The 19,594-nt window shown below is 62.5% G+C and carries 24 protein-coding genes; 11 read left to right on the top strand and 13 right to left on the bottom strand.

The window, feature by feature from the left end:
* Nucleotides 1-16 precede the first annotated feature (16 nt).
* Complete coding sequence (locus AMK05_RS27970; RefSeq protein WP_237352278.1) at nucleotides 17-199, top strand: hypothetical protein; 183 nt, start codon at nucleotides 17-19, stop codon at nucleotides 197-199.
* On the opposite strand, the gene AMK05_RS27975 is transcribed toward AMK05_RS27970, so the two are convergent.
* The 5 genes from AMK05_RS27975 to pcaD all read right to left on the bottom strand — a co-directional run bounded on the left by AMK05_RS27975 (nucleotide 196) and on the right by pcaD (nucleotide 4,018).
* Nucleotides 196-1,242: a 3-carboxy-cis,cis-muconate cycloisomerase gene (locus AMK05_RS27975; protein WP_064843048.1), complete on the bottom strand. Its 1,047-nt coding sequence runs from the start codon at nucleotides 1,240-1,242 to the stop codon at nucleotides 196-198. The genes AMK05_RS27970 and AMK05_RS27975 overlap by 4 nt on opposite strands.
* A 195-nt stretch (nucleotides 1,243-1,437) precedes the next feature.
* On the bottom strand, nucleotides 1,438-2,049 hold the full coding sequence (gene pcaG / locus AMK05_RS27980; RefSeq protein WP_064843050.1) for a protocatechuate 3,4-dioxygenase subunit alpha: 612 nt from the start codon (nucleotides 2,047-2,049) through the stop codon (nucleotides 1,438-1,440).
* Between the two features lie 2 nt (nucleotides 2,050-2,051).
* Complete coding sequence (pcaH, locus tag AMK05_RS27985; protein WP_064843053.1) at nucleotides 2,052-2,801, bottom strand: protocatechuate 3,4-dioxygenase subunit beta; 750 nt, start codon at nucleotides 2,799-2,801, stop codon at nucleotides 2,052-2,054.
* A gap of 9 nt (nucleotides 2,802-2,810) precedes the next feature.
* Nucleotides 2,811-3,212 (bottom strand): 4-carboxymuconolactone decarboxylase, encoded by a 402-nt coding sequence (pcaC, locus tag AMK05_RS27990; protein WP_064843055.1) that lies wholly within the window; start codon nucleotides 3,210-3,212, stop codon nucleotides 2,811-2,813.
* Entirely contained in the window at nucleotides 3,209-4,018 is an 810-nt protein-coding gene (gene pcaD / locus AMK05_RS27995) for a 3-oxoadipate enol-lactonase (protein ID WP_064843058.1), read from the bottom strand. Before pcaD ends, pcaC begins: the two co-directional genes overlap by 4 nt.
* A gap of 376 nt (nucleotides 4,019-4,394) precedes the next feature.
* Between pcaD and pcaQ the strand changes: the two genes are divergently transcribed.
* From pcaQ to AMK05_RS28010, 3 genes are all read left to right on the top strand, one after another.
* Entirely contained in the window at nucleotides 4,395-5,312 is a 918-nt protein-coding gene (pcaQ, locus tag AMK05_RS28000; RefSeq protein WP_064843061.1) for a pca operon transcription factor PcaQ, read from the top strand.
* 73 nt (nucleotides 5,313-5,385) lie between these two features.
* Nucleotides 5,386-5,907: an MbcA/ParS/Xre antitoxin family protein gene (locus AMK05_RS28005; protein ID WP_064843064.1), complete on the top strand. Its 522-nt coding sequence runs from the start codon at nucleotides 5,386-5,388 to the stop codon at nucleotides 5,905-5,907.
* A complete protein-coding gene (locus AMK05_RS28010; RefSeq protein WP_064843066.1) occupies nucleotides 5,904-6,575 on the top strand; it encodes an RES family NAD+ phosphorylase in 672 nt (223 codons plus the stop codon). The genes AMK05_RS28005 and AMK05_RS28010 overlap by 4 nt, the downstream gene beginning before the upstream one ends.
* Here the strand turns inward: AMK05_RS28010 and AMK05_RS28015 are convergent.
* A complete protein-coding gene (locus tag AMK05_RS28015; RefSeq protein ID WP_064843067.1) occupies nucleotides 6,572-7,204 on the bottom strand; it encodes an alpha/beta hydrolase family protein in 633 nt (210 codons plus the stop codon). The genes AMK05_RS28010 and AMK05_RS28015 overlap by 4 nt on opposite strands.
* A gap of 70 nt (nucleotides 7,205-7,274) precedes the next feature.
* Here AMK05_RS28015 and AMK05_RS28020 point away from each other — a divergent pair, with 70 nt between their 5' ends.
* Nucleotides 7,275-7,457 carry a hypothetical protein gene (locus AMK05_RS28020; protein ID WP_064843069.1) on the top strand — a complete coding sequence of 61 codons (183 nt, stop codon included), beginning with the start codon at nucleotides 7,275-7,277 and terminating at the stop codon, nucleotides 7,455-7,457.
* A 674-nt stretch (nucleotides 7,458-8,131) separates the two neighbouring features.
* On the opposite strand, the gene AMK05_RS28025 is transcribed toward AMK05_RS28020, so the two are convergent.
* On the bottom strand, nucleotides 8,132-9,031 hold the full coding sequence (locus tag AMK05_RS28025) for a LysR family transcriptional regulator (RefSeq protein ID WP_064843072.1): 900 nt from the start codon (nucleotides 9,029-9,031) through the stop codon (nucleotides 8,132-8,134).
* Between the two features lie 129 nt (nucleotides 9,032-9,160).
* Here AMK05_RS28025 and AMK05_RS28030 point away from each other — a divergent pair, with 129 nt between their 5' ends.
* From AMK05_RS28030 to AMK05_RS28050, 5 genes are all read left to right on the top strand, one after another.
* Nucleotides 9,161-10,009 (top strand): DODA-type extradiol aromatic ring-opening family dioxygenase, encoded by an 849-nt coding sequence (locus AMK05_RS28030; protein ID WP_145924777.1) that lies wholly within the window; start codon nucleotides 9,161-9,163, stop codon nucleotides 10,007-10,009.
* The gene (locus AMK05_RS28035) at nucleotides 10,006-10,386 is read left to right on the top strand and encodes a glutathione S-transferase N-terminal domain-containing protein (protein WP_064843076.1); all 381 of its coding nucleotides are present in this window, start codon (nucleotides 10,006-10,008) and stop codon (nucleotides 10,384-10,386) included. Before AMK05_RS28030 ends, AMK05_RS28035 begins: the two co-directional genes overlap by 4 nt.
* A 29-nt stretch (nucleotides 10,387-10,415) precedes the next feature.
* Complete coding sequence (locus tag AMK05_RS28040; RefSeq protein ID WP_049733018.1) at nucleotides 10,416-10,814, top strand: DoxX family protein; 399 nt, start codon at nucleotides 10,416-10,418, stop codon at nucleotides 10,812-10,814.
* Nucleotides 10,815-10,902: 88 nt separating this feature from the next.
* Nucleotides 10,903-11,805 carry an NADP-dependent oxidoreductase gene (locus AMK05_RS28045; protein ID WP_064843078.1) on the top strand — a complete coding sequence of 301 codons (903 nt, stop codon included), beginning with the start codon at nucleotides 10,903-10,905 and terminating at the stop codon, nucleotides 11,803-11,805.
* A 247-nt stretch (nucleotides 11,806-12,052) separates the two neighbouring features.
* Nucleotides 12,053-12,754 (top strand): DUF899 family protein, encoded by a 702-nt coding sequence (locus AMK05_RS28050; protein ID WP_064843080.1) that lies wholly within the window; start codon nucleotides 12,053-12,055, stop codon nucleotides 12,752-12,754.
* A 137-nt stretch (nucleotides 12,755-12,891) separates the two neighbouring features.
* Here AMK05_RS28050 and AMK05_RS28055 read toward each other — a convergent pair whose 3' ends face one another.
* Both AMK05_RS28055 and AMK05_RS28060 read right to left on the bottom strand, forming a co-directional pair.
* Complete coding sequence (locus AMK05_RS28055; protein ID WP_064843083.1) at nucleotides 12,892-13,422, bottom strand: methylated-DNA--[protein]-cysteine S-methyltransferase; 531 nt, start codon at nucleotides 13,420-13,422, stop codon at nucleotides 12,892-12,894.
* A 25-nt stretch (nucleotides 13,423-13,447) separates the two neighbouring features.
* Nucleotides 13,448-14,650, bottom strand: a complete 1,203-nt coding sequence (locus AMK05_RS28060; protein WP_064843085.1) for an MFS transporter — start codon at nucleotides 14,648-14,650, stop codon at nucleotides 13,448-13,450.
* A gap of 20 nt (nucleotides 14,651-14,670) precedes the next feature.
* Here AMK05_RS28060 and AMK05_RS28065 point away from each other — a divergent pair, with 20 nt between their 5' ends.
* Nucleotides 14,671-15,537 (top strand): AraC family transcriptional regulator, encoded by an 867-nt coding sequence (locus AMK05_RS28065; protein WP_335723783.1) that lies wholly within the window; start codon nucleotides 14,671-14,673, stop codon nucleotides 15,535-15,537.
* Between the two features lie 29 nt (nucleotides 15,538-15,566).
* Here AMK05_RS28065 and AMK05_RS28070 read toward each other — a convergent pair whose 3' ends face one another.
* From AMK05_RS28070 to hutG, 4 genes are all read right to left on the bottom strand, one after another.
* A complete protein-coding gene (locus tag AMK05_RS28070) occupies nucleotides 15,567-16,196 on the bottom strand; it encodes a J domain-containing protein (protein WP_064843087.1) in 630 nt (209 codons plus the stop codon).
* A 173-nt stretch (nucleotides 16,197-16,369) separates the two neighbouring features.
* Nucleotides 16,370-16,945 carry a HutD/Ves family protein gene (locus AMK05_RS28075; protein ID WP_064843088.1) on the bottom strand — a complete coding sequence of 192 codons (576 nt, stop codon included), beginning with the start codon at nucleotides 16,943-16,945 and terminating at the stop codon, nucleotides 16,370-16,372.
* A 5-nt stretch (nucleotides 16,946-16,950) separates the two neighbouring features.
* Entirely contained in the window at nucleotides 16,951-18,624 is a 1,674-nt protein-coding gene (gene hutU, locus AMK05_RS28080; protein ID WP_064843090.1) for a urocanate hydratase, read from the bottom strand.
* A gap of 30 nt (nucleotides 18,625-18,654) precedes the next feature.
* Entirely contained in the window at nucleotides 18,655-19,461 is an 807-nt protein-coding gene (hutG, locus tag AMK05_RS28085; RefSeq protein ID WP_064843093.1) for an N-formylglutamate deformylase, read from the bottom strand.
* Nucleotides 19,462-19,594: the final 133 nt, after the last annotated feature.

Raw genomic sequence — 19,594 nt, forward strand, 5'->3', positions numbered from 1 at the left:
GCGCTCGCGGAGGCAGATGATGAAGACGAAGCGTAAATTCAAAAGCGATGCTTTCGAGGCGATCCACAGTTCGGTCGAAGCCATGCACGTCGCCGGCACAGCCGACAAGGAAACGATGCGCACCTTCGATGAAGCGTGCCTTGTTTCGGCTGAGGCAAAAGCGCAGGTAGCCAATCTGAAAGATCGTGGCGCGCTTTAGGCCGCTCCAAGCCGCCTGATATTCCCCACCAATTCCTCCGCCAGCCGCAGCGAAGCGGCGGTTGCCATCGCCATTTGCGGCAGCAGCAGCCATTCGAGCGTCCAGGCAGCACCCGAGCGTTCCTGTTCGTGGACGAGGGATTGGTGGATGCCCGACAGCGCCGTCGCGTTGAAACGGGCGAGCGCGACCAGGGTTTCGGCGGCGACCGGGTTCTGCTTGTGGGCCATTGCCGACGAGGTGCCGCCGCCTGCGATTTCGATCTCTTGGCCGGCCTGGGCCAGCAGGGCGATATCCTGGCCGATCTTGCCGAGGCTGCCGGAGATCGATGCAAATAGGCCGGCGATATCGGCGATCGGCAGACGCCGGCTCTGCCATTGCCGGGTGTCGATCAAGCCGAGTTCCTGGGCGAGCGCGGCGCGAACGGCTGCCGCCTGCGGCCCGAGCCTATCCAGCGTGCCGGCGGCGCCGCCGAACTGAATGGGAAAACTCTGCTCGGTCAGGCGGTCGCGATAGGTCTCCAACGGTGCGCGCCATGCGTCAAGACGGTCGGAGACGCTGATCGGGATCGCCGCCTGCATGCGGGTGTGGCCCATCAGCCGGCTGCGGCCGAACCGGCGGTCGAGCCCATCGAGCGCTCCGGCAATCGTGGAAAGCCGGCCGGTGAACAGGAAGACCACGGCCTTCAGCCGGATCATCAGGCTGGTATCGATGACATCCTGGCTGGTGGCGCCGAGATGCAGGCTTTTTGCCGCCTCCTCGCCGGCCTCGGCGCGCAGCTGCTTGATGAGCTCGGGAACGACGACTCCGTCCCGTGCCGTTGCCGATCGAAGACAGGCGAGATCCGGGGAAAAGCCGGCACAGATTTCGGTGATCTTTCTTGCCGCTTCCGCAGGGATCAGGCCATGGGCGGCTTCCGCCCTCGCCAGCGCGGCCTCGAAGGAGAGCATGGCGCGGATATCGGCCTCGGCGGAGAAATAGGGCGCGATTTCATCGTCGCCGACGAGGCCGGAGAGGAAGGGGTGGTCGAAGGGCGATGCGGTCATGGTCTGCTCGTTTGTGGTGGTAGCCCCCTCATCCGGCTGCCGCCACCTTCTCCCGAGGGGAGAAGGGATTTGGGGCGGTGTCGGCGCTTATAGGCAGCTGCTCTCGTATGGCACTGTTCCCCTCTCTCCTCGGGGAGAGGGCAGGGTGAGGGGGCTCCTTGCACTGAACCTCAAGGACAAGCCGCTGGCCAGCCCTCAAATATCCAAAAACACCGTTTCTTTCGCACCCTGCAGATGGATGTCGAATTGGCAGGTGGCACCGTCGCGGGCGGCGACCATGGTTGCAACACGCTCGCGATGTTCGATGCGCAGAAGCAGCGGGTCGGCGGCGTTGGCCTCCGTCTCCTCCGGGAAGTACATCCGCGTATGCAGGCCTATATTGATGCCGCGGGCGACGATCCAGACGGTGATGTGCGGGGCTTGTCTGCGGCCGTCCTTGAAGGGGACGCGGCCGGGTTTGATGGTTTCGAAGCTGTAGACGCCGTCCTCGCTGCGGGTCGGGCAGCGGCCCCAGCCGGTGAAATTGGGATCGGCGGTGCCGCGCATTTCCGAGGGGCTGTTGTAGAGGCCGGCGCTGTCGGCCTGCCAGATCTCGATAACGGCATCACGCACCAGCGCGCCGGCGCCGTCGAGGATGCGGCCGGTAACGGTGATGCGTTCGCCGAGCGTCTTGTCGTTGACCATCTGGGTGCCGAGATCGGCATCGTAGACGCCCGTGATGTCGCAGAAATTCGGCGTCAGGCCGATATGGACATAGGGCCCGGCCGTCTGCGACGGGGTTTCCTTGAGGTAGCCGAGCTGCTGCATGGTCAATTGCCCTCCAGCCTGTTTTCGAACATTGTCGAGCGGCGGCCGCGCAGCACGATATCGAATTTATAGGCGCGTGAATCCATCGGGATCGTGTTGCCCCAGTCGAGTGGCGCGATCAGCTGTTCGATCGCCGCCTTGTCGGGGATGGTGCCGACGATCGGACATTTCCAGATCATCGGGTCGCCCTCGAAATACATCTGGGTGATCAGCCGCTGGCCAAAGCCATGGCCGAAAATCGAGAAATGGATATGGGCCGGACGCCAGTCGTTGACGCCGTTCGGCCAGGGATAGGCGCCGGGCCGCACCGTGCGGAAATGGTAGCGGCCGTCCTCGTCGGTGACGGCGCGGCCGCAGCCGCCGAAATTCGGGTCGATCGCCGCGAGATAGGATTCCTTCTTGTGGCGATAGCGGCCGCCGGCATTGGCCTGCCAGAATTCGACCAGCGCGCCGGCCACCGGCTTGGCGCGTTCGTCGAGCACCCGTCCATGGACGATGATGCGCTCGCCGATGGCGCTTTCGCCGGGCCGCGCATAATTCAGGATCAGGTCGTTGTCGAGTTCGCCGATCATCGAATGGCCGAAGACCGGGCCTGTCGTTTCCGAGATCGTGCCGTCGAGCGAGAGCAGGGCGCGCTGCGGCGCGCGCAGCACCGAGGTTTTGTAGCCGGGGGTCAGCGCCGGCGCGTGCCAGGCGCGGTCGCGGGCGAAGAAGGCGCCGGTCTCAGGCTTGCGGTTCGGTAATTCGGACATTTTCCTCCCTCAGGCCGCCTTTTCGGCGTCCATTTGTTCAAAGGCCTGTTTGGCGATCTTGATCGCATGATTGGCGGCGGGAACGCCGGCATAGATCGCCACATGCAGGAGCGCCTCGCAGACATCCTCCCGGGTCGCACCCGTATTGGCAGTGGCGCGCACATGCATGGCGACCTCATCGTCCTGGCCGAGCGCCGCCAGCAGCGCGATGGTGACGATCGAGCGCTCGCGTTTGCTCAGCCCCGGCCGCGACCAGACATGACCCCAGGCGGCTTCGGTGATCAGCTCCTGGAACGGGCGGTCGAACTCGGTCGCAGCCGCCGCAGCGCGGTCGACATGGGCGTCGCCGAGCACGGCGCGGCGGGTCGCCATGCCCTGCCGGTAACGCTCGGAGGAGGCGGTCTCGTTCATCGGTTGGTTTCTCCAGACGGAAGAGATGTGAGGAAGGCGCGGATGATCGCCGTCAGCGCCTCCGGCTGCTCGACACAAGGGATGTGGGCGCAGTCCGGGATGACCTCGTAACGGGCGCCCGGGATCAGCTTCGCGGTCGCCAGCACGAGATCGGGCGGCGTCGAGCCGTCCTGGTCGCCGACGATGCAGATCGTCGGGACAGCGACGCTCTTCGCCGCTTCGGTGAAATCGGCATCGCGGATCGCTTCGCAGGCGGCGATATAACCCTCGACCGGCTGGCGCGTCAGCATGTTGCAATAGCCTGAATAGGCGGTGTTCTCGGGCCGGCGGAAGGCAGGCGTGAACCAGCGCTCCATGATGGCGTCGACGATGCTGCCGATGCCGTTTTTCTCGACGGCGGCGATGCGGGCATTCCAGCTTTCCGATGTGCCGATCTTATGGGCGGTGTCGCTGAGGATGAGCGCGCCGACGAGATCCGGCCGGCGCTGATAGAGCGACTGGGCGATGAGGCCGCCGACGGAGAGGCCGCAGATGACGGCGTCCTTGACCGACAGCAGATCGAGCAGGCCGGCAAGATCGGTCGCATGGTCCTCGATCGACGCGGGGAGTTGGCCGACATCGGAAAGCCCGTGGCCGCGCTTGTCGTAGAGTACGATGGCGTAGTCCCCGGCCAGCCGCACCACGACATCGCGCCAGATGCGGAAATCCGTGCCGAGCGAATTGATGAAGACGATCACCGGCCGATCGGCAGGCGCGCCGATGACCTGATAGTGGATCGTTACGTCGTTTATGCGGGCGAACTGCACGTCAATCTCCTCAATTCAGCCGGGGCGGCCCCTCATCCGGCTGCCGCCACCTTCTCCCCGCCAGCGGGGAGAAGGAGATATGCCGCGCCCTAAACCTCGACGCTGCGTTTGGCACGTCCCCTCGCCCCGCCTGCGGGGAGAGGGTTAGGGTGAGGGGCAGCCCTTGGCGCTTCCGTCATGCTCGGGCTTGACCCGAGCATCCACGCGGCACCCATAAGCAGCCGCGGCATGGATCCTCGGGTCAAGCCCGAGGATGACGGAGGGTGGGAGGAGGCCATCCAACGGCACATACTCCTAAAGATGAAACTGACCGGTTGATCCGGTTAAGTAAAATGATATTTATCAGGCTTTCTATAACCTTGGAGTTATGCGAGCGATGATCGACAGCCGCGTCAAGTTTCGCCATCTGCAGACCTTTGTCGAGGTGGCGCGGCAGAAGAGCGTTATGAAGGCGGCGGAATTGCTGCATGTCAGCCAGCCGGCGGTGACGAAGACGATCCGCGAGCTGGAGCAGGCGCTAGGTGTCGACGTCTTCGAGCGCGATGGCCGCGGCATCAAGATCACCCGGTACGGCGAGGTTTTTCTGCGGCATGCCGGGGCGGCGCTGACGGCTTTGCGCCAGGGTCTCGATTCCGTCTCGCAGGAGCAGTTCGCCGATGCGCCGCCGATCCGCATCGGCGCCCTGCCGACGGTGTCGTCGCGCATCATGCCGCGGGCGATGGAGCTCTTTCTCAAAGAACAGACCTGGAGCCGGGTGAAGATCGTCACCGGCGAGAACTCCGTGTTGCTGGAGCAGCTTCGCGTCGGCGATCTCGACATCGTCGTCGGCCGCCTGGCGGGGGCGGAGAAGATGGCGGGCTTTTCCTTCGAGCATCTTTATTCCGAGCAGGTGGTGTTTGCCGTGCGCGCCGGCCATCCGCTTCTCAAGGGCGGCCAATCGCCTTTCTCGGGTTTCGGCGAGTACACGGTGCTGATGCCGACGCGGGGCTCGATCATCCGGCCGGTGGTCGAAAATTTCCTCATCGCCAACGGCGTCTCCAGCCTGCCGAACCAGATAGAAACGGTCTCGGATTCCTTCGGCCGCGCCTTCCTGCGCTCGAGCGACGCGATCTGGATCATTTCCAACGGCGTGGTGGCCGATGACGTCGCCGACGGGCGGCTGGCGCTGCTGCCGGTCGATACCGGCGAGACCAGGGGGCCGGTCGGCCTGACGATGCGCGCCGATGCCGTGCCTTCGGTGCCGCAATCGATCCTGATGCAGACGATCCGCGAGGCGGCCAGGGAAGTTTCCTAACGACTCAGCTCTTTAAATCTGCTTGTCGCCTGCCCAGATTTGGACTATGTCTATTTCAAGACAGGAGGCTGTTATGCAGCATGCACGACGCAGGGAGCGGGAAGGCCAGGGGCCGCAGCGGCTTGAGACCGACAGGTTTGCGCCGGCAAATCGCAAAAGGCTGAGTGCACCGGCCTTGCGAACCTTCCTGGCGATCGCCGATCTCTGGGGTTTAAGCGAAGAGCAGCGGCTGCTGGTGCTCGGTTACCCCTCGCGCTCGACCTATCACAGCTGGGCCAAGCAGGCGCGCGAGCACGGGGCCTTCACGCTTGATGTCGATACGCTGACCCGGATTTCCGCCGTGCTCGGCATCCATCAGGCACTCGGCGTGCTGTTTGCCGACGAACGCGCCGGCGTCGCCTGGCTGCGCGTGCCGCATCAGGCGCCGGTGTTCGGCGGCCATCCACCGCTTGATATCGTCACCAACGGAACCCAGGACGGGCTGATGACCGTGCGCCGTTTCCTCGATGGCGCCCGCGGCGGTGTCTACATGCCGCCGAACAGGCTCGACGAAGCCTTCACGCCTTACGAAGATGCGGACGTCGTCTTCCGGTGAGCGAGCGCTTTGCCGAGGCGCCGCGTCCCTCCTACCGGCTGATCCCGTCGCAATTTCCGCCGATCGGGCTTTTCGACACGGTCGCGCGGGCGGCTGACCTCGAGGCCGTGATGGAACTCGTCGGCTGGACCAACGACCGTCTCGTCGCCGACCGCATCCACCGACTTCCCGAAGATGAATGGGTCTACGGGAGTGCGAACGCCAGCATCGTCATGGCGGCTTTCCTGCACGTCGCCCCCGGTGGCATGCGCTTCAACGGCCCCGATCTCGGCGCCTGGTATGCCGCCGACAATCTCAACACAGCCGCCGCCGAGGTCGGCCATCATCTCCGGCGCGAGGCTGTCGCCCGCGGTGTGACGACAATGGTGCGCACCTATCGAAGCTACGCGGCCACCCTGATCGGCGACTATCTCGATATTCGCGGCGAACAGACATCGCGGCCCGATGTCTATGACGGCAAGAGCTATACGGCGTCGCAGCTGCTGGGCGAAGAGGTGCGTTCGAGCGGCGGCGCCGGCATCCTTTATGACAGCGTCCGGCTGAGAGGCGGCGTCAACATCGCGGCGCACCGGCCGCGCAACATTCGCGACGTGGTTCAGGCCGATCACTTCGAAATCACCGTTTTCGCTGCCGACCGTCGCATCGATGTCAGGAGACTGGCCGCCTAAAGGCGCTCGGCCCAAGCCTTGACGGCTTTCGCCATCGTGGTGAGATGATCGGCAGCGGAGAAGCCGGAGATTGTCTTGCGCGGCTTGAGATCATGGTCGCCGTCCTCGAGCCAGAGGATTTCGATCCGGTCAGAGAGATCGTAGTGCGGCACCTCGTCGCGCGTGCCGAATTCGTCGCGGGTCCCCTGGCAGATCAGCGCGGGCGCTGTCAGCCCTTTGAGGTGAGCGGTGCGCAGTTTCGTCGGCTGGCCGGGCGGATGGAAGGGATAGCCGAGGCAGAGCAGGCCGGCGACCTTTCCCCTGGCATGGAGATCGTCGGCGACCATGCTGGCAACCCGGCCACCCATCGACTTGCCGCCGATGATCAAGGGGCCGTCAACGCCGAGTTCGGCAATCGCTGCTTCATATTCAGGATTGAGCGTTTCGGCCCGCGGCGGCGGCTTGCGGGCTCCGGTGCGGCGGGCGGCCATATAGGCGAATTCGAAACGGGCGACGCGAAAACCGACGCCGGCAAGCGCCTCCGCCGCCCCCGTCATCGACGCCGAATCCATCGGCGCGCCAGCGCCATGCGCAAGCAGGATCGTGAAGCGCGCATCGTGCGGGCCTTGCAGCAGAAACCGGTCCAGCATCGGCAATCCTCCATTCCGTCAGCGGAACCATGTCGGCGGCCGTGACTTCTTGCTTGAAAGGAGACAGACAATGTCGACGAATGACGAAAACGTAAAGCCCGAGCAGCGGCGACCCAAAGATGTCAGCGCCGTCCCCGACAAGCCAGAACCTGCCGATGCAGTATCGATGGAACCGCCGGCCGTCCAGCCGGCTGGCGCGAGCGACAAAAGCGAACGGCCGGTGGTCAACCCCGTAACCGGTGTCGCCTTTTAGAGATCGCAAAACTATGACGCAGATCGGCCCTTGAAACCGCGACGCAAAGGGCACATATAGCGGTCCTGCCTGAAAAATGGATGCGCGCGGTATCGACGTCGTCGAACTGTTCGCTGTCCGACAGGATAAGGGCGCTCCCCGCAAGGGTCGAGCGCCCTTTTTGCTTTTCGGATATCGGCTGGACTAGAGTCTTTCCTGGTTAGATTGAAGCATTCTGTGGCTCAAACGGAGTCGGATGGTCGACCGGCCGGCGCGCGTCGTAGCCCAGCTCTACGGCCAAGCCGGCCGGTCGATCAGCCGGCCCGTTTCAGCCAACCCGAAGGGCCGGGCATTTTTCCGCCAGGATCAAAGGCGATCGGCTCGGACGTACCAAGAGGTATGTCCTTCGCCAATCGCCTTTGCCCTGACGAAAACCTGCTCCGGCAGAATGCTTCAATCTAACCAGGAAAGGCTCTAACGGCCTTGGGTTCATGCTGGTGCGATGGGGATCAACTCCCACCATACTCTATATAGCACTTCGGAATCCCGAAATTGGCTGCGCCGTTGAAATCGCTGTATATTTTCCTGCGGCGACGGCGCTGAAAACGCGTCGGATTTCGGAATCCCGAAGCGGGGGGATTTCGGGATTCCGAAGTGGGATTTTTTTCATCCCGCCGTTTTCTCGCTGAGCAGGATTATCCCATCTCCCGGGTGCTCGCCGTCAGAAAGTCGATGAAGGTGCGGACCTTGGCGGAGAGATATTTGCGGCTCGGATAAACGGCGTAAAGTGTGCTGTTGAAACCGAGCATGATGGCCGGAAGCACGATCTCCAGACGGCCGGCTTCGATATCCTGCTCAGCCATCCATGCCGGCAGGAAGGCGAGGCCCATGCCGCGCAGGGCCGTGAGATGCATAATTGTCTCATTGTCGCTGAGCATCACGGTGCGGAAGGTGATCTTGTGTGGGCCGTCAGGACCTTCCAGCGACATGCTTTCCCCGAGGTTGACGCCGGAGTAGCGAAGCAGGGCGTGGCCGTTGAGTTCGGCGACGTTTTGAGGCCGCCCGGTTCGCGCGAGGTAATCCGGCGAGGCCATGAGACGAAACTGCACATTCGTCAGCGGGCGGGCGACGAGACCCGGATCGAGCCGGTCCTGCGACGTTGCCCGCAGCGCAAGATCGAAACCTTCGTCAACCAGGTTCACCAGCCGGCCGCTGAGATCCAAGTCAAGGCAGACATCGGGGTAGCGCCGGTTATAGGCTGCCAGCATGTCTGTAAAATAGCCGGTTGCCGCCCAAACCGGCGCACTCAATTTCAGGGTACCGCGGGGCGCCACCGTCACATTGCCGATGGCGTCTTCCACCTCGTCCAGCCGTTCGAGCATCTCCCTGGTCTGGTTGAAATAAAGCCGCCCGGTCTCCGTCAGGCTGACATGGCGGCTGGTTCGGTTGAGCAGCCGCGTCCCCAGCCGGTTCTCGAGCTGCATCACATGCTTGCTCGCCATTGCCGGTGAGACGCCAAGGCGATCGGCGGCAGCGGTGAAGCTTTTCAGTTCGGCGACGGTGCAGAACACCCGCAGGCTCGTCAACGTATCCATTGGTCATCAACATTCAGGAAATGGTTCTTCAATATCCGCCACATTGATCAATAGCAGAGAAAAAATCAAAATCTTTCCATCGAAGCGCCGCCCCCAATGCTCATGGCAATGATGCGAAGGACAATTCCGGTGACAAATTCCAGACTCCCGACCTATTTCGTCAGCCATGGCGGCGGCCCCTGGCCCTATATGACGGGCGAATTCCGCCGCAACTTCGATGTGCTCGAACAGTCGCTGGTCGACATGCGCGCCGAACTCGTTGATGCGCCGAAGGCGATCCTCGTGGTCTCGGGTCACTGGGAAGAGGATGGTTTTGCCATATCGTCGGGCGTCAAGCCGGGCATGGTCTACGATTATTACGGCTTTCCCGAACACCTCTATCACATCACCTACAATGCCCCCGGTTCGCCCGATGTCGCAAACCACGTGCAGCATCTGCTGCGGGCGAGCGGCATCGAAGCGGTGCTCGATCCGACCCGCGGTTACGATCACGGCACTTTCAGCATCATGAAGCCGCTCTATCCGGAAGAGAGCATCCCCGTCGTGCAGCTTTCGCTGGATGCGGGTTACGATCCGGCGCTGCACATCAGCGTCGGCCGGGCACTGGCGCCGTTGCGTGACGAGGGCGTCCTGATTATCGGCAGCGGTCTCAGCTATCACAACCTTTCGGCCATGCGCGGCACGGGCGGATATGAGCCGTCCCGCCGCTTCGACGCCTGGCTTCAGGAAACGCTGGTTCACACGGCCTGCGACAAGCGCACCGAGCGGCTGATCGAATGGCAGCAGGCGCCGGCTGCGCGGGCGGCGCATCCGCGCGAAGACCATCTCATCCCGCTGATGGTGGTGGTCGGCGCCGCCGAGAACGAAGCCGGCGCCACCACCTATCACCAGAAGGACTTCGCCGGCGGGCTCACCGCATCGAGCTTCCGTTTCGGCCGCGTGCCCTCGACCCCTCGATCACATGGAGATGCGCAATGACCAGCGAAACCTTCAAGCCGATCGTCTACCTCAAGGAAAACTGCCCCTTCTGCCTCAAGGTTCGCCTCTTCCTTCTGGAATCGGGTCTGGCATCGGACGTGGAAAGCCGCGACTTCGTTCCTGGAACCGAGCAGGAAGAGAAGATCCGGGCGGAGCTTTCGCCGCATCTCGACAGAGTGAGCTTTCCTTCGGCGCAGCTCGAGCCCGGCCGCTATGTCACCGAATCCGACGATATCATTGCATTTTTCGCAGCGAAGGCCGGCCGTGATCCGGCGGGCATGACGGTTTACCGGAACTATGTCGATGGGGTCTTCGCCATGTCGATGAAGCTCTGGAAAGAAAACCAGGAACTGAAGAAGGCGGCCTCCGCCGTCTGACCTCCCATCAACCTCTTTGGAGAAACTCGATGATCAATACCGGCAAATGGACGCCATACGTCCTCGCACTTCTGCGCATCATGGCGGCCCTGCTCTTCCTCGAACATGCCACCATGAAGTTTCTGCAGTTTCCGGGTCCGATTCAAGGCGTACCCTATCCGCTGCCCGCCCTCCTGCTGGTTGCAGGCGCAATCGAGGTGATCACCTCTGCTCTGATGCTCGTCGGATTTCAAACGCGCATCGCAGCATTCATCGCTTCGGGCGAAATGGCTGCCGCCTATTTCATGGGCCACATGCCGTATGGCTTCTGGCCGGCGCTGAACATGGGTGAAGGCGCCATCCTGTTCTGCTTCATCTTCCTTTACATCGCCTTTGCCGGCGGCGGAGCCTGGACGCTCGACAACACGCGTCGTCCCGCCACGGCCTGAGACGGCGTCATCCGGAAATCGCCTATGCCCAGCTGCCGGGCGGCAGTTGGGCATAGGCGCAACGCAACGCTGAAATTCTGGAGACGCCATGAAAGCGGCACTTCTCAAATCCTACGGTGATGTCGACCAGTTCGAAATCGCGGACCTTCCGGTGCCGAAGCCCGGACCGGGCGAAGTCCTGATCAAGATCGAGGCATCCGCCGTCAATCCTTTCGATCTCATTCTCCGCCAGGGCTTCATGGCCCAGTATATCCCGCTTCCGCTGCCGGCCGTGCTCGGCGGTGACGCCGCCGGCACCATCTCGGCCCTCGGCGAAGGCGTGACCGGTTTTGCGGTCGGCGAGCGGGTCGTCGCCGATTTTGCCGCAAACGGCAAAGGCGCCCATGCAGAGTATGGTGTCGTTCCCTCGACATCCATCGCAAGGCTGCCCGCCGCCCTCGGCTTCGAGCAGGGCGCCTCGCTGGTCAAGGCAGGTCTTACCGGCCGGCAGACCGTGGAAGCGCTCGGCGTCAAGGCCGGCGACCAGGTTCTGGTTTCCGGCGGCCTCGGCACGGTCGGACGGTCCGCCATTCAATACCTCAAGCAGATCGGCGCCCAGCCGGTTGCCGGCGTCCGGCCCGAGCGGCTGAACGAAGGCCGGGCGCTGGCTGGCGAAGCGCTCGACATCACGGTTGCCGCCGCAAGCTCGAGCTTCGACTATGCGATCAGCACGGCCGGCCCGGTGGCCGGCAACCTCATCGGTCATGTCCGCGACGGTGGCACCATAGCGAGCATCGTTCCGGTGCCGGAAGGCGCCAATGCCGCAGGCCGCGTTATCGTCCGTGAACTCTACCACCGCACCGACGCGGCCATTCTCGACGCTATTCTGGCGTCCGCCGCCACCGGTGAGCTGGCGATCCCGATTTCCCACACCTTCACCCTGGAGCAGATCGGCCTTGCCCAGAATGCGGTTGCGGCAGGTGCTCCCGGGAAGGTCGTTCTCAAACACTGAAAGACGGAGACGCGGCCCCGCGCCGCGTAAACCCCAACGGCCGGCATGACGCTCTTCATGCCGGCCGTCTCGGCCGCTTGTGCAGTTTTTCTGTTCCGCTGCTCCTCAAAGGCGGATTTTTCCCGTCGCCCTTGTCGATTTTCGCATCCTCCGATCGTCATGCCCACGATGTGCTAGAATTCCCCTTGCGGCTTCAGCGCGTCCTTGGGCGCGTCAGAGACGCGCGGCAACAGAAGGAGGACATGTCATGGATAACCAGCATCTGGTCCCTGCAGCCGTGCTTGCGGCAAAGAATGGCGTCCGGTTTCCCAATGAGACCGAGGAATATCGTAGCGCCCGCGACGCGCTGCTCGCTGAAGAGATCGAGTTGCGCCGGCACATCGAGCGTGTCGCGAGGCAGCGCCGGGCGCTGCCGCCGGGCGGCGAAGTCAAGAAGGATTATCGCTTCGAAGGCGCCGGCGGGCCGATCTCGCTCAGCGAACTCTTCGCCGACAAGGAAACGCTGGTCGTCTACAGCTATATGTTCGGCCCCGAGCGGGAGCGCCCGTGCCCGATGTGCACCTCGCTGCTGTCGGCCTGGGACGGCGAGGTACCTGATATGCAGCAGCGCGTCGGGCTTGCCGTCGTCGCCCGCTCGCCGCTCGAACGGCTGCTCGCCTTCAAGAAGGAACGCGGCTGGCATCACCTGCCGCTTTATTCCGACACGACGGATGAATACAGCCGCGACTATCACGCCATCGGCAAAGACGGCAGCGACGACGCGGCTTTCAACGTCTTCACGCGGCGCGACGGCACCATCCGCCATTTCTGGAGCGGAGAGATGGGCGGTGTGACGGCCGATCCCGGCGAGGACCCGCGCGGCGCGCCCGATCTGATGCCGCTCTGGACCGTGCTCGATTGCACGCCCGAAGGTCGGGCGCCGGACTGGTATCCGAAGCTGTCCTATTGAGTTCCGACGGACCCATGATATTTTCATTTAAGCAAAAAAAGGGGAGCACCGGTGGCGCTCCCCAATTGGGGGAGAATGGAGTGCCTCCCCGGGATCAAATAGGCTGTTAGGCACATGTTCTCGCTGAACCGGTCTGTTCAAACGAAGAGAGGCTTTGCTCCGTTTTCATGATCGAGGAGCCATCGTTTGCGCGAAAGGCCGCTCCCATACCCCGTCAATGAGGCATCGGATCCGATCACCCTATGACACGGGACGACGATGTTTATGAAGTTTGCTCCATTCGCCGCGCCCACTGCCCGGGGGCTGGCCGGATTCCCGACGCGGCGGGCAAGCTCTGCGTAGCTGATCGTTGAACCAGGCGGAATCAGACAAAGTTGCTCCCACACCTTGATCTGAAATGGGGTTCCGCTGGTTTTCACCCGTACGTTTGCAAGGGCGTTGAGGTCACCATCAAAATAGGCCTCTAGGGCTTCGTGGGACGGGCTTCGCTGGTTGCTGGCTCGGTTTATCAAGCAGTCGATGCCGAAATGGCGGATCAAAAGCTTGTTCATCCGCTCCGACAGATCTTCCCAATCCGCCAGACGAAGTGTCCCGTCTTCCTCACTGAAAAGGAAGAGGGTTCCGATTGGTGTGCTCAGATGCTCGGTGACAAGTGTTACCTTTTTCACAGTGCCTCCTGCGAGTTCGCCGGCATCATGCTTTGATTTCCCGCACATTCGGGAGGAAAATGGTGAGGATGCCGATCGCCGGAAGGAAGGCGCAGATATCGAATACGAAAACTATGCCCTTCCAGTCGGCCAATGCGCCAAGCATCGCCGCGCCGAGACCACCAATCCCGAAAATGAATCCGAAGAACAGCCCGGAAACCATTCCAACCCGGCCTGGCATCAGTTCCTGCCCATAGACAACGATCGCCGGAAACGCGGAAGCGAGGACGAAACCTATGATAGCGCTCAAAGCAACTGTCGGGACAAGACCCACATGCGGAAGAACCAGGGTGAAGGGAAGAACCCCTAGAATGGAAACCCAAATCACCAGTTTCCGGCCAAGCCTGTCGCCAATCGGCCCGCCAGCGATCGTGCCGGCCGCAACCGCCGCGAAGAACACAAACTGGTAAAGCTGTGCATCCCGAGTGCTCAAGCCGAACTTTTCCATCAGGTAGAATATGTAATAGCTCGTGAAGGCGGCGAGGTAGATGTATTTCGAAAACAGCAAAGCGATTAGCACCGCCATGACGGCCAACACCTTTTTTCGGGAAAGGGTCGAGTGTCGAACCACAGTGCCAGCGTTCGGGCGTTCCGCGTGGCCATTCTGTTTGTACCAGCGCCCCAGAGCCGTCAGGATAATCATGCCTGCCAACGCGGCCAGAGCGAACCACGCAAGGCCGTCTTGCCCCCGCGGAAGGATAATGAATGCCGCAGCGAGCGGGCCCACAGCTGACCCGAAATTGCCGCCGACCTGGAACAGGGATTGTGCCAGGCCGTGCGAACCACCTGAAGCCAGACGCGCTATCCGGGAGGTTTCCGGATGAAAGATCGATGAGCCAAGCCCCAGCAACACCCCGCCCGCAAGCAGCACCTCGTAGCTTGGGGCATAGGCAAGGGTGATGAGGCCTAACATGGAAGATGCCATGCCGACTGGGAGTGAATACGGCATAGGCCGCCGATCTGTGTATGCCCCAATGAACGGCTGCAGAATTGACGCCGTCAGGTTGTAGACGAGAGTCAGCATTCCGATTTGCGCGAACGAAAGCGTAAAGTTGCTTTGCAAGATCGGGTAAACGGCAGGAAGCAGAGCCTGCATCATGTCATTTAGAAAATGACATAAGCTGGCTGCACCCAGAACCGAGAAGACTGCCGTTTCGGTTTTAATGGGCGGTGATGTAGCAATCGACATTCAACAACCTCGAGGGAAGAGTGGAGCGGTTGCCCCATCGTGCAGTCCAGTTTAAAGCTCGGTTTGATACCCATCCACCGATGTTGGGCCTCAATGTTACGAAAGTGGGCCACGGTATGCGCAGTCCTCGCATCGATAAGGTTGATCACCTTCCCCGGCCGGTGATCGGGCTGGGCCACGATTACGCCGACGGATTTTTGATAGAGCCCCATGAACATCGACGCGGCCAGCTTATGAACGCGACCTCAGGCCTCATTGTCCTGACCACACCGGAAGGAAAATGGGTGATGCCGCCGCATCGCGGTATGTGGATCCCAGCGGGCGTGCGGCATAGCGTTCGCGCGGTGGGTCTGGTCCGAATGCAAAGCCTGTATGTCGAACCCGACCGCGCAGAAGCGATGCCAGTACACTGCCAGGTTCTTGAGATTACTTCTTTCATGAGGAGTCTGATAGGCGAAGTGGTGGGGCTTTCTCTCGATAGAGAAGCCGACGGTCGCAGTCAGGCACTGATGGATTTAACGCTATACGAGATGGAACGGCTGCCGAGTCTGCCTTTGTCACTGCCGTTTCCATCGGACGAACGCTTGGCCAAAAAGTGCCGGGAGTTCGTGGGGCAGCCAAACATTCATCAGACGACCGATGACTGGAGCAGGGAGCTTGGGATGAGCCGGCGTGCCTTCACACGCATTTTCCGACAGCAGACCGGGTTGAGTTTTGTCGGGTGGCGGCAGCAGGCCTGTCTTCTTTCAGCTTTGCCACAACTCTCCGCCGGTCAATCTGTGACCTCAGTGGCGATGGAATTGGGATACGAGAACCCGGCCGCGTTTACGATCATGTTTAAACGTGCGTTCGGCAAGCCGCCATTGGCATACCTTGGGCTGCGCTGATTCCGGTCACCCCCGGCCAGATTGCTCCTTCAGCCGGTGGAACGGTTTCTCGACGTTTCGATCCATTCGAGATTGGCGACCGAAGCCTCCGGCAGCGGTGACGGATCGACGTCGTAGACATAGCCGGCGAGCATGTCGGCGGCGCGTTCGGCTGCCTTGATTTTCGCCTCGGTTTCCGCGACCGCCTTGCCGATCGCTTCGATGCGGGCGCGGAACATGTGCGCGAGCACATCGCGGCCGGACTGTTTTTCGAGCCGTTCCAGATGCAGGCCGATGCGCGAGGCGTGGCGTTCCAGCTCGCTCTTGCTGAACCGTGCCTTGCGCAGTTCCTCGGAAAGGCTTTCCTGCATGACGGCGACGGGATCGAAACTTCCGGGCAGGCGCTCGTCGAGCACTGCGTCGGTGACGAGCTTCTCGATCATGACGAGCGCCTGCAACTCGGCGGCGTCGGCGAGTTCGACGTCATAACCGGTATCGTCATAAACCTTGCGGCGGACGGGATCGAGAAGCAGCCCATAGGCTTTCTGCAACTTGTCGAAAGCGTCTGTATCTCCGCCCGAATCGGGGTGGGCGACCTTGGCCAGACGCCGATAGGCGGCCTTCAGCTGCGCCTCATTCGCATCGCGTTCAACGCCGAGAATATCGTATGGATCCGTCACGCCTGCTCCCTTGCTACCCAACGTGGTGGGCAGTCTAGGTCTTCTTCTGCATCAGAAAGGCGAAGTTTAGACCGAAAGCAGGAATGACGTCCATGGCCCGAAATAGCAACGGTTCACGCGAATGCCCGGGCCGTTTTTCGATTGCCCATCTTTTTCAATCGGTTGCGCTAAGATCAGCCGGTGGCGATCGAAGCAAGATAACAGATTGCCTTGCCATCGATTTTGAGTTCGGTTCCCGCCGCATCCGTCATCAGCAGCGCATCGCCTGATGCAAGCGTGCCGGTCTCGTCGCCCTGCCGGAACGACAGGGTGCCGCGGTGGCAGAGCAGCAGGCTTGTCGACGACGTCAGCGGCACGATCCTGCCGCCATCGATTTCGATGCGGACCAGCCTGTGGGCAAGCCCCGCGCGGCGGGTCATGACATTGAGATCGGTGATCGCGCCGTCCTGGAGTCTGGCCGCGACCGGGATATCGGCCGGGAAGGCCAGCGGATCGCTCTCCGCCGTCAGCAGCACCGGCGGGCTGCCTTCGATGTCGAGCACCATGCCGTTGCCGTCGAGAATCACCAGCGTGCGGTCGATGCCGGGAAAGATCGAGAAGGGCCCGTCGGCTGCGACGGTCGCCATGCTGACGCGCCAGTCGAAGCCGGCTAGGCCGGCGGCTTCGGGCGAAACGGCGATCTCCACCGTTTCGCCGCCGCCGTTTTTCCACGGCATGCGCTTGTGATCGCCGGCCCGCAGGATCCGCATGGAGCTCAGTTCCCGAGAATGCCGGGCAGGCGCAGGCCCTTGTCCCTCGCGCAGTCGAGGGCGATGTCGTAGCCGGCATCGGCGTGGCGCATGACGCCAGTCGCCGGATCGTTCCAGAGCACCCGCTCAAGGCGCTTGGCCGCATCATCGGTGCCATCGGCGCAGATGACGACGCCGGAGTGCTGGGAGAAGCCCATGCCGACGCCGCCGCCATGATGCAGCGATACCCAGGTGGCGCCCGAGGCGGTGTTGAGGAGGGCGTTCAGCAGCGGCCAGTCGGAGACGGCGTCGGAGCCGTCCTTCATCGCTTCCGTTTCGCGGTTCGGCGAGGCGACGGAACCGGAATCCAGATGATCGCGGCCGATGACGATCGGGGCGGAAAGCTCGCCGTTCCTGACCATTTCATTGAAGGCCAGGGCCAGGCGGTGACGGTCGCCAAGGCCGACCCAGCAGATGCGCGCCGGCAGGCCCTGGAAGGCGATGCGCTCCCTGGCCATGTCGAGCCAGTTGTGCAGGTGGGTATTGCCGGGGGTCAGCTCCCTCACCTTGGCATCGGTCTTGTAGATGTCCTCCGGGTCGCCTGACAGGGCGGCCCAGCGGAAAGGGCCGATGCCGCGGCAGAACAGCGGTCTTATATAGGCCGGCACGAAGCCGGGGAAGGCGAAGGCGTTTTCCAAGCCTTCTTCCTTGGCGACCTGGCGGATGTTGTTGCCGTAGTCGAGGGTCGGGATGCCGGCGTTCCAGAAGGCGATCATCGCTTCGACATGCTCGCGCATCGAGGCGCGTGCCGCTTTTTCCACCGCCTTCGGATCGCTCTCGCGCTTGGCCTTCCATTCGGCCATCGTCCAGCCCTTCGGCAGGTAGCCGTTGATCGGGTCATGCGCCGAGGTCTGGTCGGTGACCATGTCGGGGCGAATGCCGCGGCGAACCATTTCCGGCAGGATTTCGGCGGCATTGCCGAGCAGGCCGACGGATTTGGCTTCGCCCGCCTTGGTCCAGCGGTCGATCATTTCAAGCGCTTCGTCGAGCGTCTCGGCCTTGGCGTCGAGATAGCGGGTGCGCAGGCGGAAATCGATCGAGTCAGGATTGCATTCGACGGCGAGGCAGCAGGCGCCGGCCATGACGGCGGCGAGCGGCTGGGCACCACCCATGCCGCCGAGGCCGCCGGTCAGGATCCATTTGCCCTTGAGATTGCCGCCATAATGCTGGCGGCCGGCCTCGACGAAGGTCTCGTAGGTGCCCTGCACGATGCCCTGCGTGCCGATATAGATCCACGAGCCGGCCGTCATCTGGCCGTACATGGCGAGGCCCTTCTTATCCAGCTCGTTGAAATGATCCCAGGTCGCCCAATGCGGCACCAGGTTAGAGTTGGCGATCAGCACCCGCGGCGCATCCTTATGGGTGCGGAAGACACCGACCGGCTTGCCGGATTGCACCAGCAGCGTTTCCTCTTCCGTGAGCGTCTTCAGTGTGGCGACGATGCGGTCGAAATCTTCCCAGGTGCGGGCGGCGCGGCCGATGCCGCCGTAAACGACGAGCTCATTCGGATTTTCGGCGACGTCGGGATCGAGATTGTTCATCAGCATGCGCAGCGGCGCTTCGGTCATCCAGCTCTTGGCATTGAGCTCGTTGCCGCGGGGCGCGCGGATTTCGCGGATGTTATGGCGTGGATTGGTCATGACGGTTCCCCTGTTCTCAGGTTTCTATCTTCAGCGTTTCAGGCCCGGTGCGATCTGTTCGATGCGCGCCAGAATGTCTTTGAGATGGATGCGAAGCCGGTCCGCCTTAGCGGTGTCATAGGCATAGGGCGGCGTCTCGGTCTGGAGATGCGTCGATTGCGCAAGCTCCATCTGGATGGCATGCACGCCGATCGCGGGCCGGCCATAGTGGCGGGTCGTCCAGCCGCCCTTGAAGCGGCCGTTGAGCACGCTGTCGTAACCTTCGGCGGCCTCGACGACGGTGAGCGTCGCCTGCTCGATAGCGCCGTCGCATGTTCTGCCCATATCGGTGCCGATGTTGAAATCCGGCAGCTTGCCTTCGAAGAGGAAGGGAATGTGTGAGCGGATCGAGTGGCAGTCATAGAGGATGGCGACGCCATGGATTGCTCTGACGCGCTCGATCTCGGCGGCAAGGGCGGCATGATAGGGCGCATGGAAGTCCCGCAGCCGCGCCGCGATATCGGCCTCGTCGGGCGCCTGCCCGTCCTTCCAGATCGGCTTGCCGTCGAAATCCGTCTCAGGAACGAGGCCGGTGGTGTTCTGGCCGGGATAGAGGCTGACGCCCGCTGGATCGCGATTGGCGTCGATCACGTAGCGATGGAAGGTGGCGCGCACCGCCGTCGCGTCGGACAGCAGGCCGTCATAGAGTTCGTGGATGTGCCAGTCGGTATCGGCGAGGATCCGGCCGTTGTCGTTGAGGCGGTCGTAAATCGCCGGCGGCACGTCGGTGCCGGTGTGGGGGAAGGCGAGGATGACGGGGGAGGTGCCCCGGCGGATTTCGAAGACGGGGGTGTTCATGGCAAAAACCCCTCCCCAACCCCTCCCCACAAGGGGGAGGGACTTACCTCGCGGCTCCCGCTGCATTCAGTCTTGAACGCAGAACATGAGGCTAGTTTTAGCCCCTCCCCCTTGTGGGGAGGGGTTGGGGAGG

The organism is Rhizobium sp. N324, assembly GCF_001664485.1.
Lineage (GTDB): Bacteria > Pseudomonadota > Alphaproteobacteria > Rhizobiales > Rhizobiaceae > Rhizobium.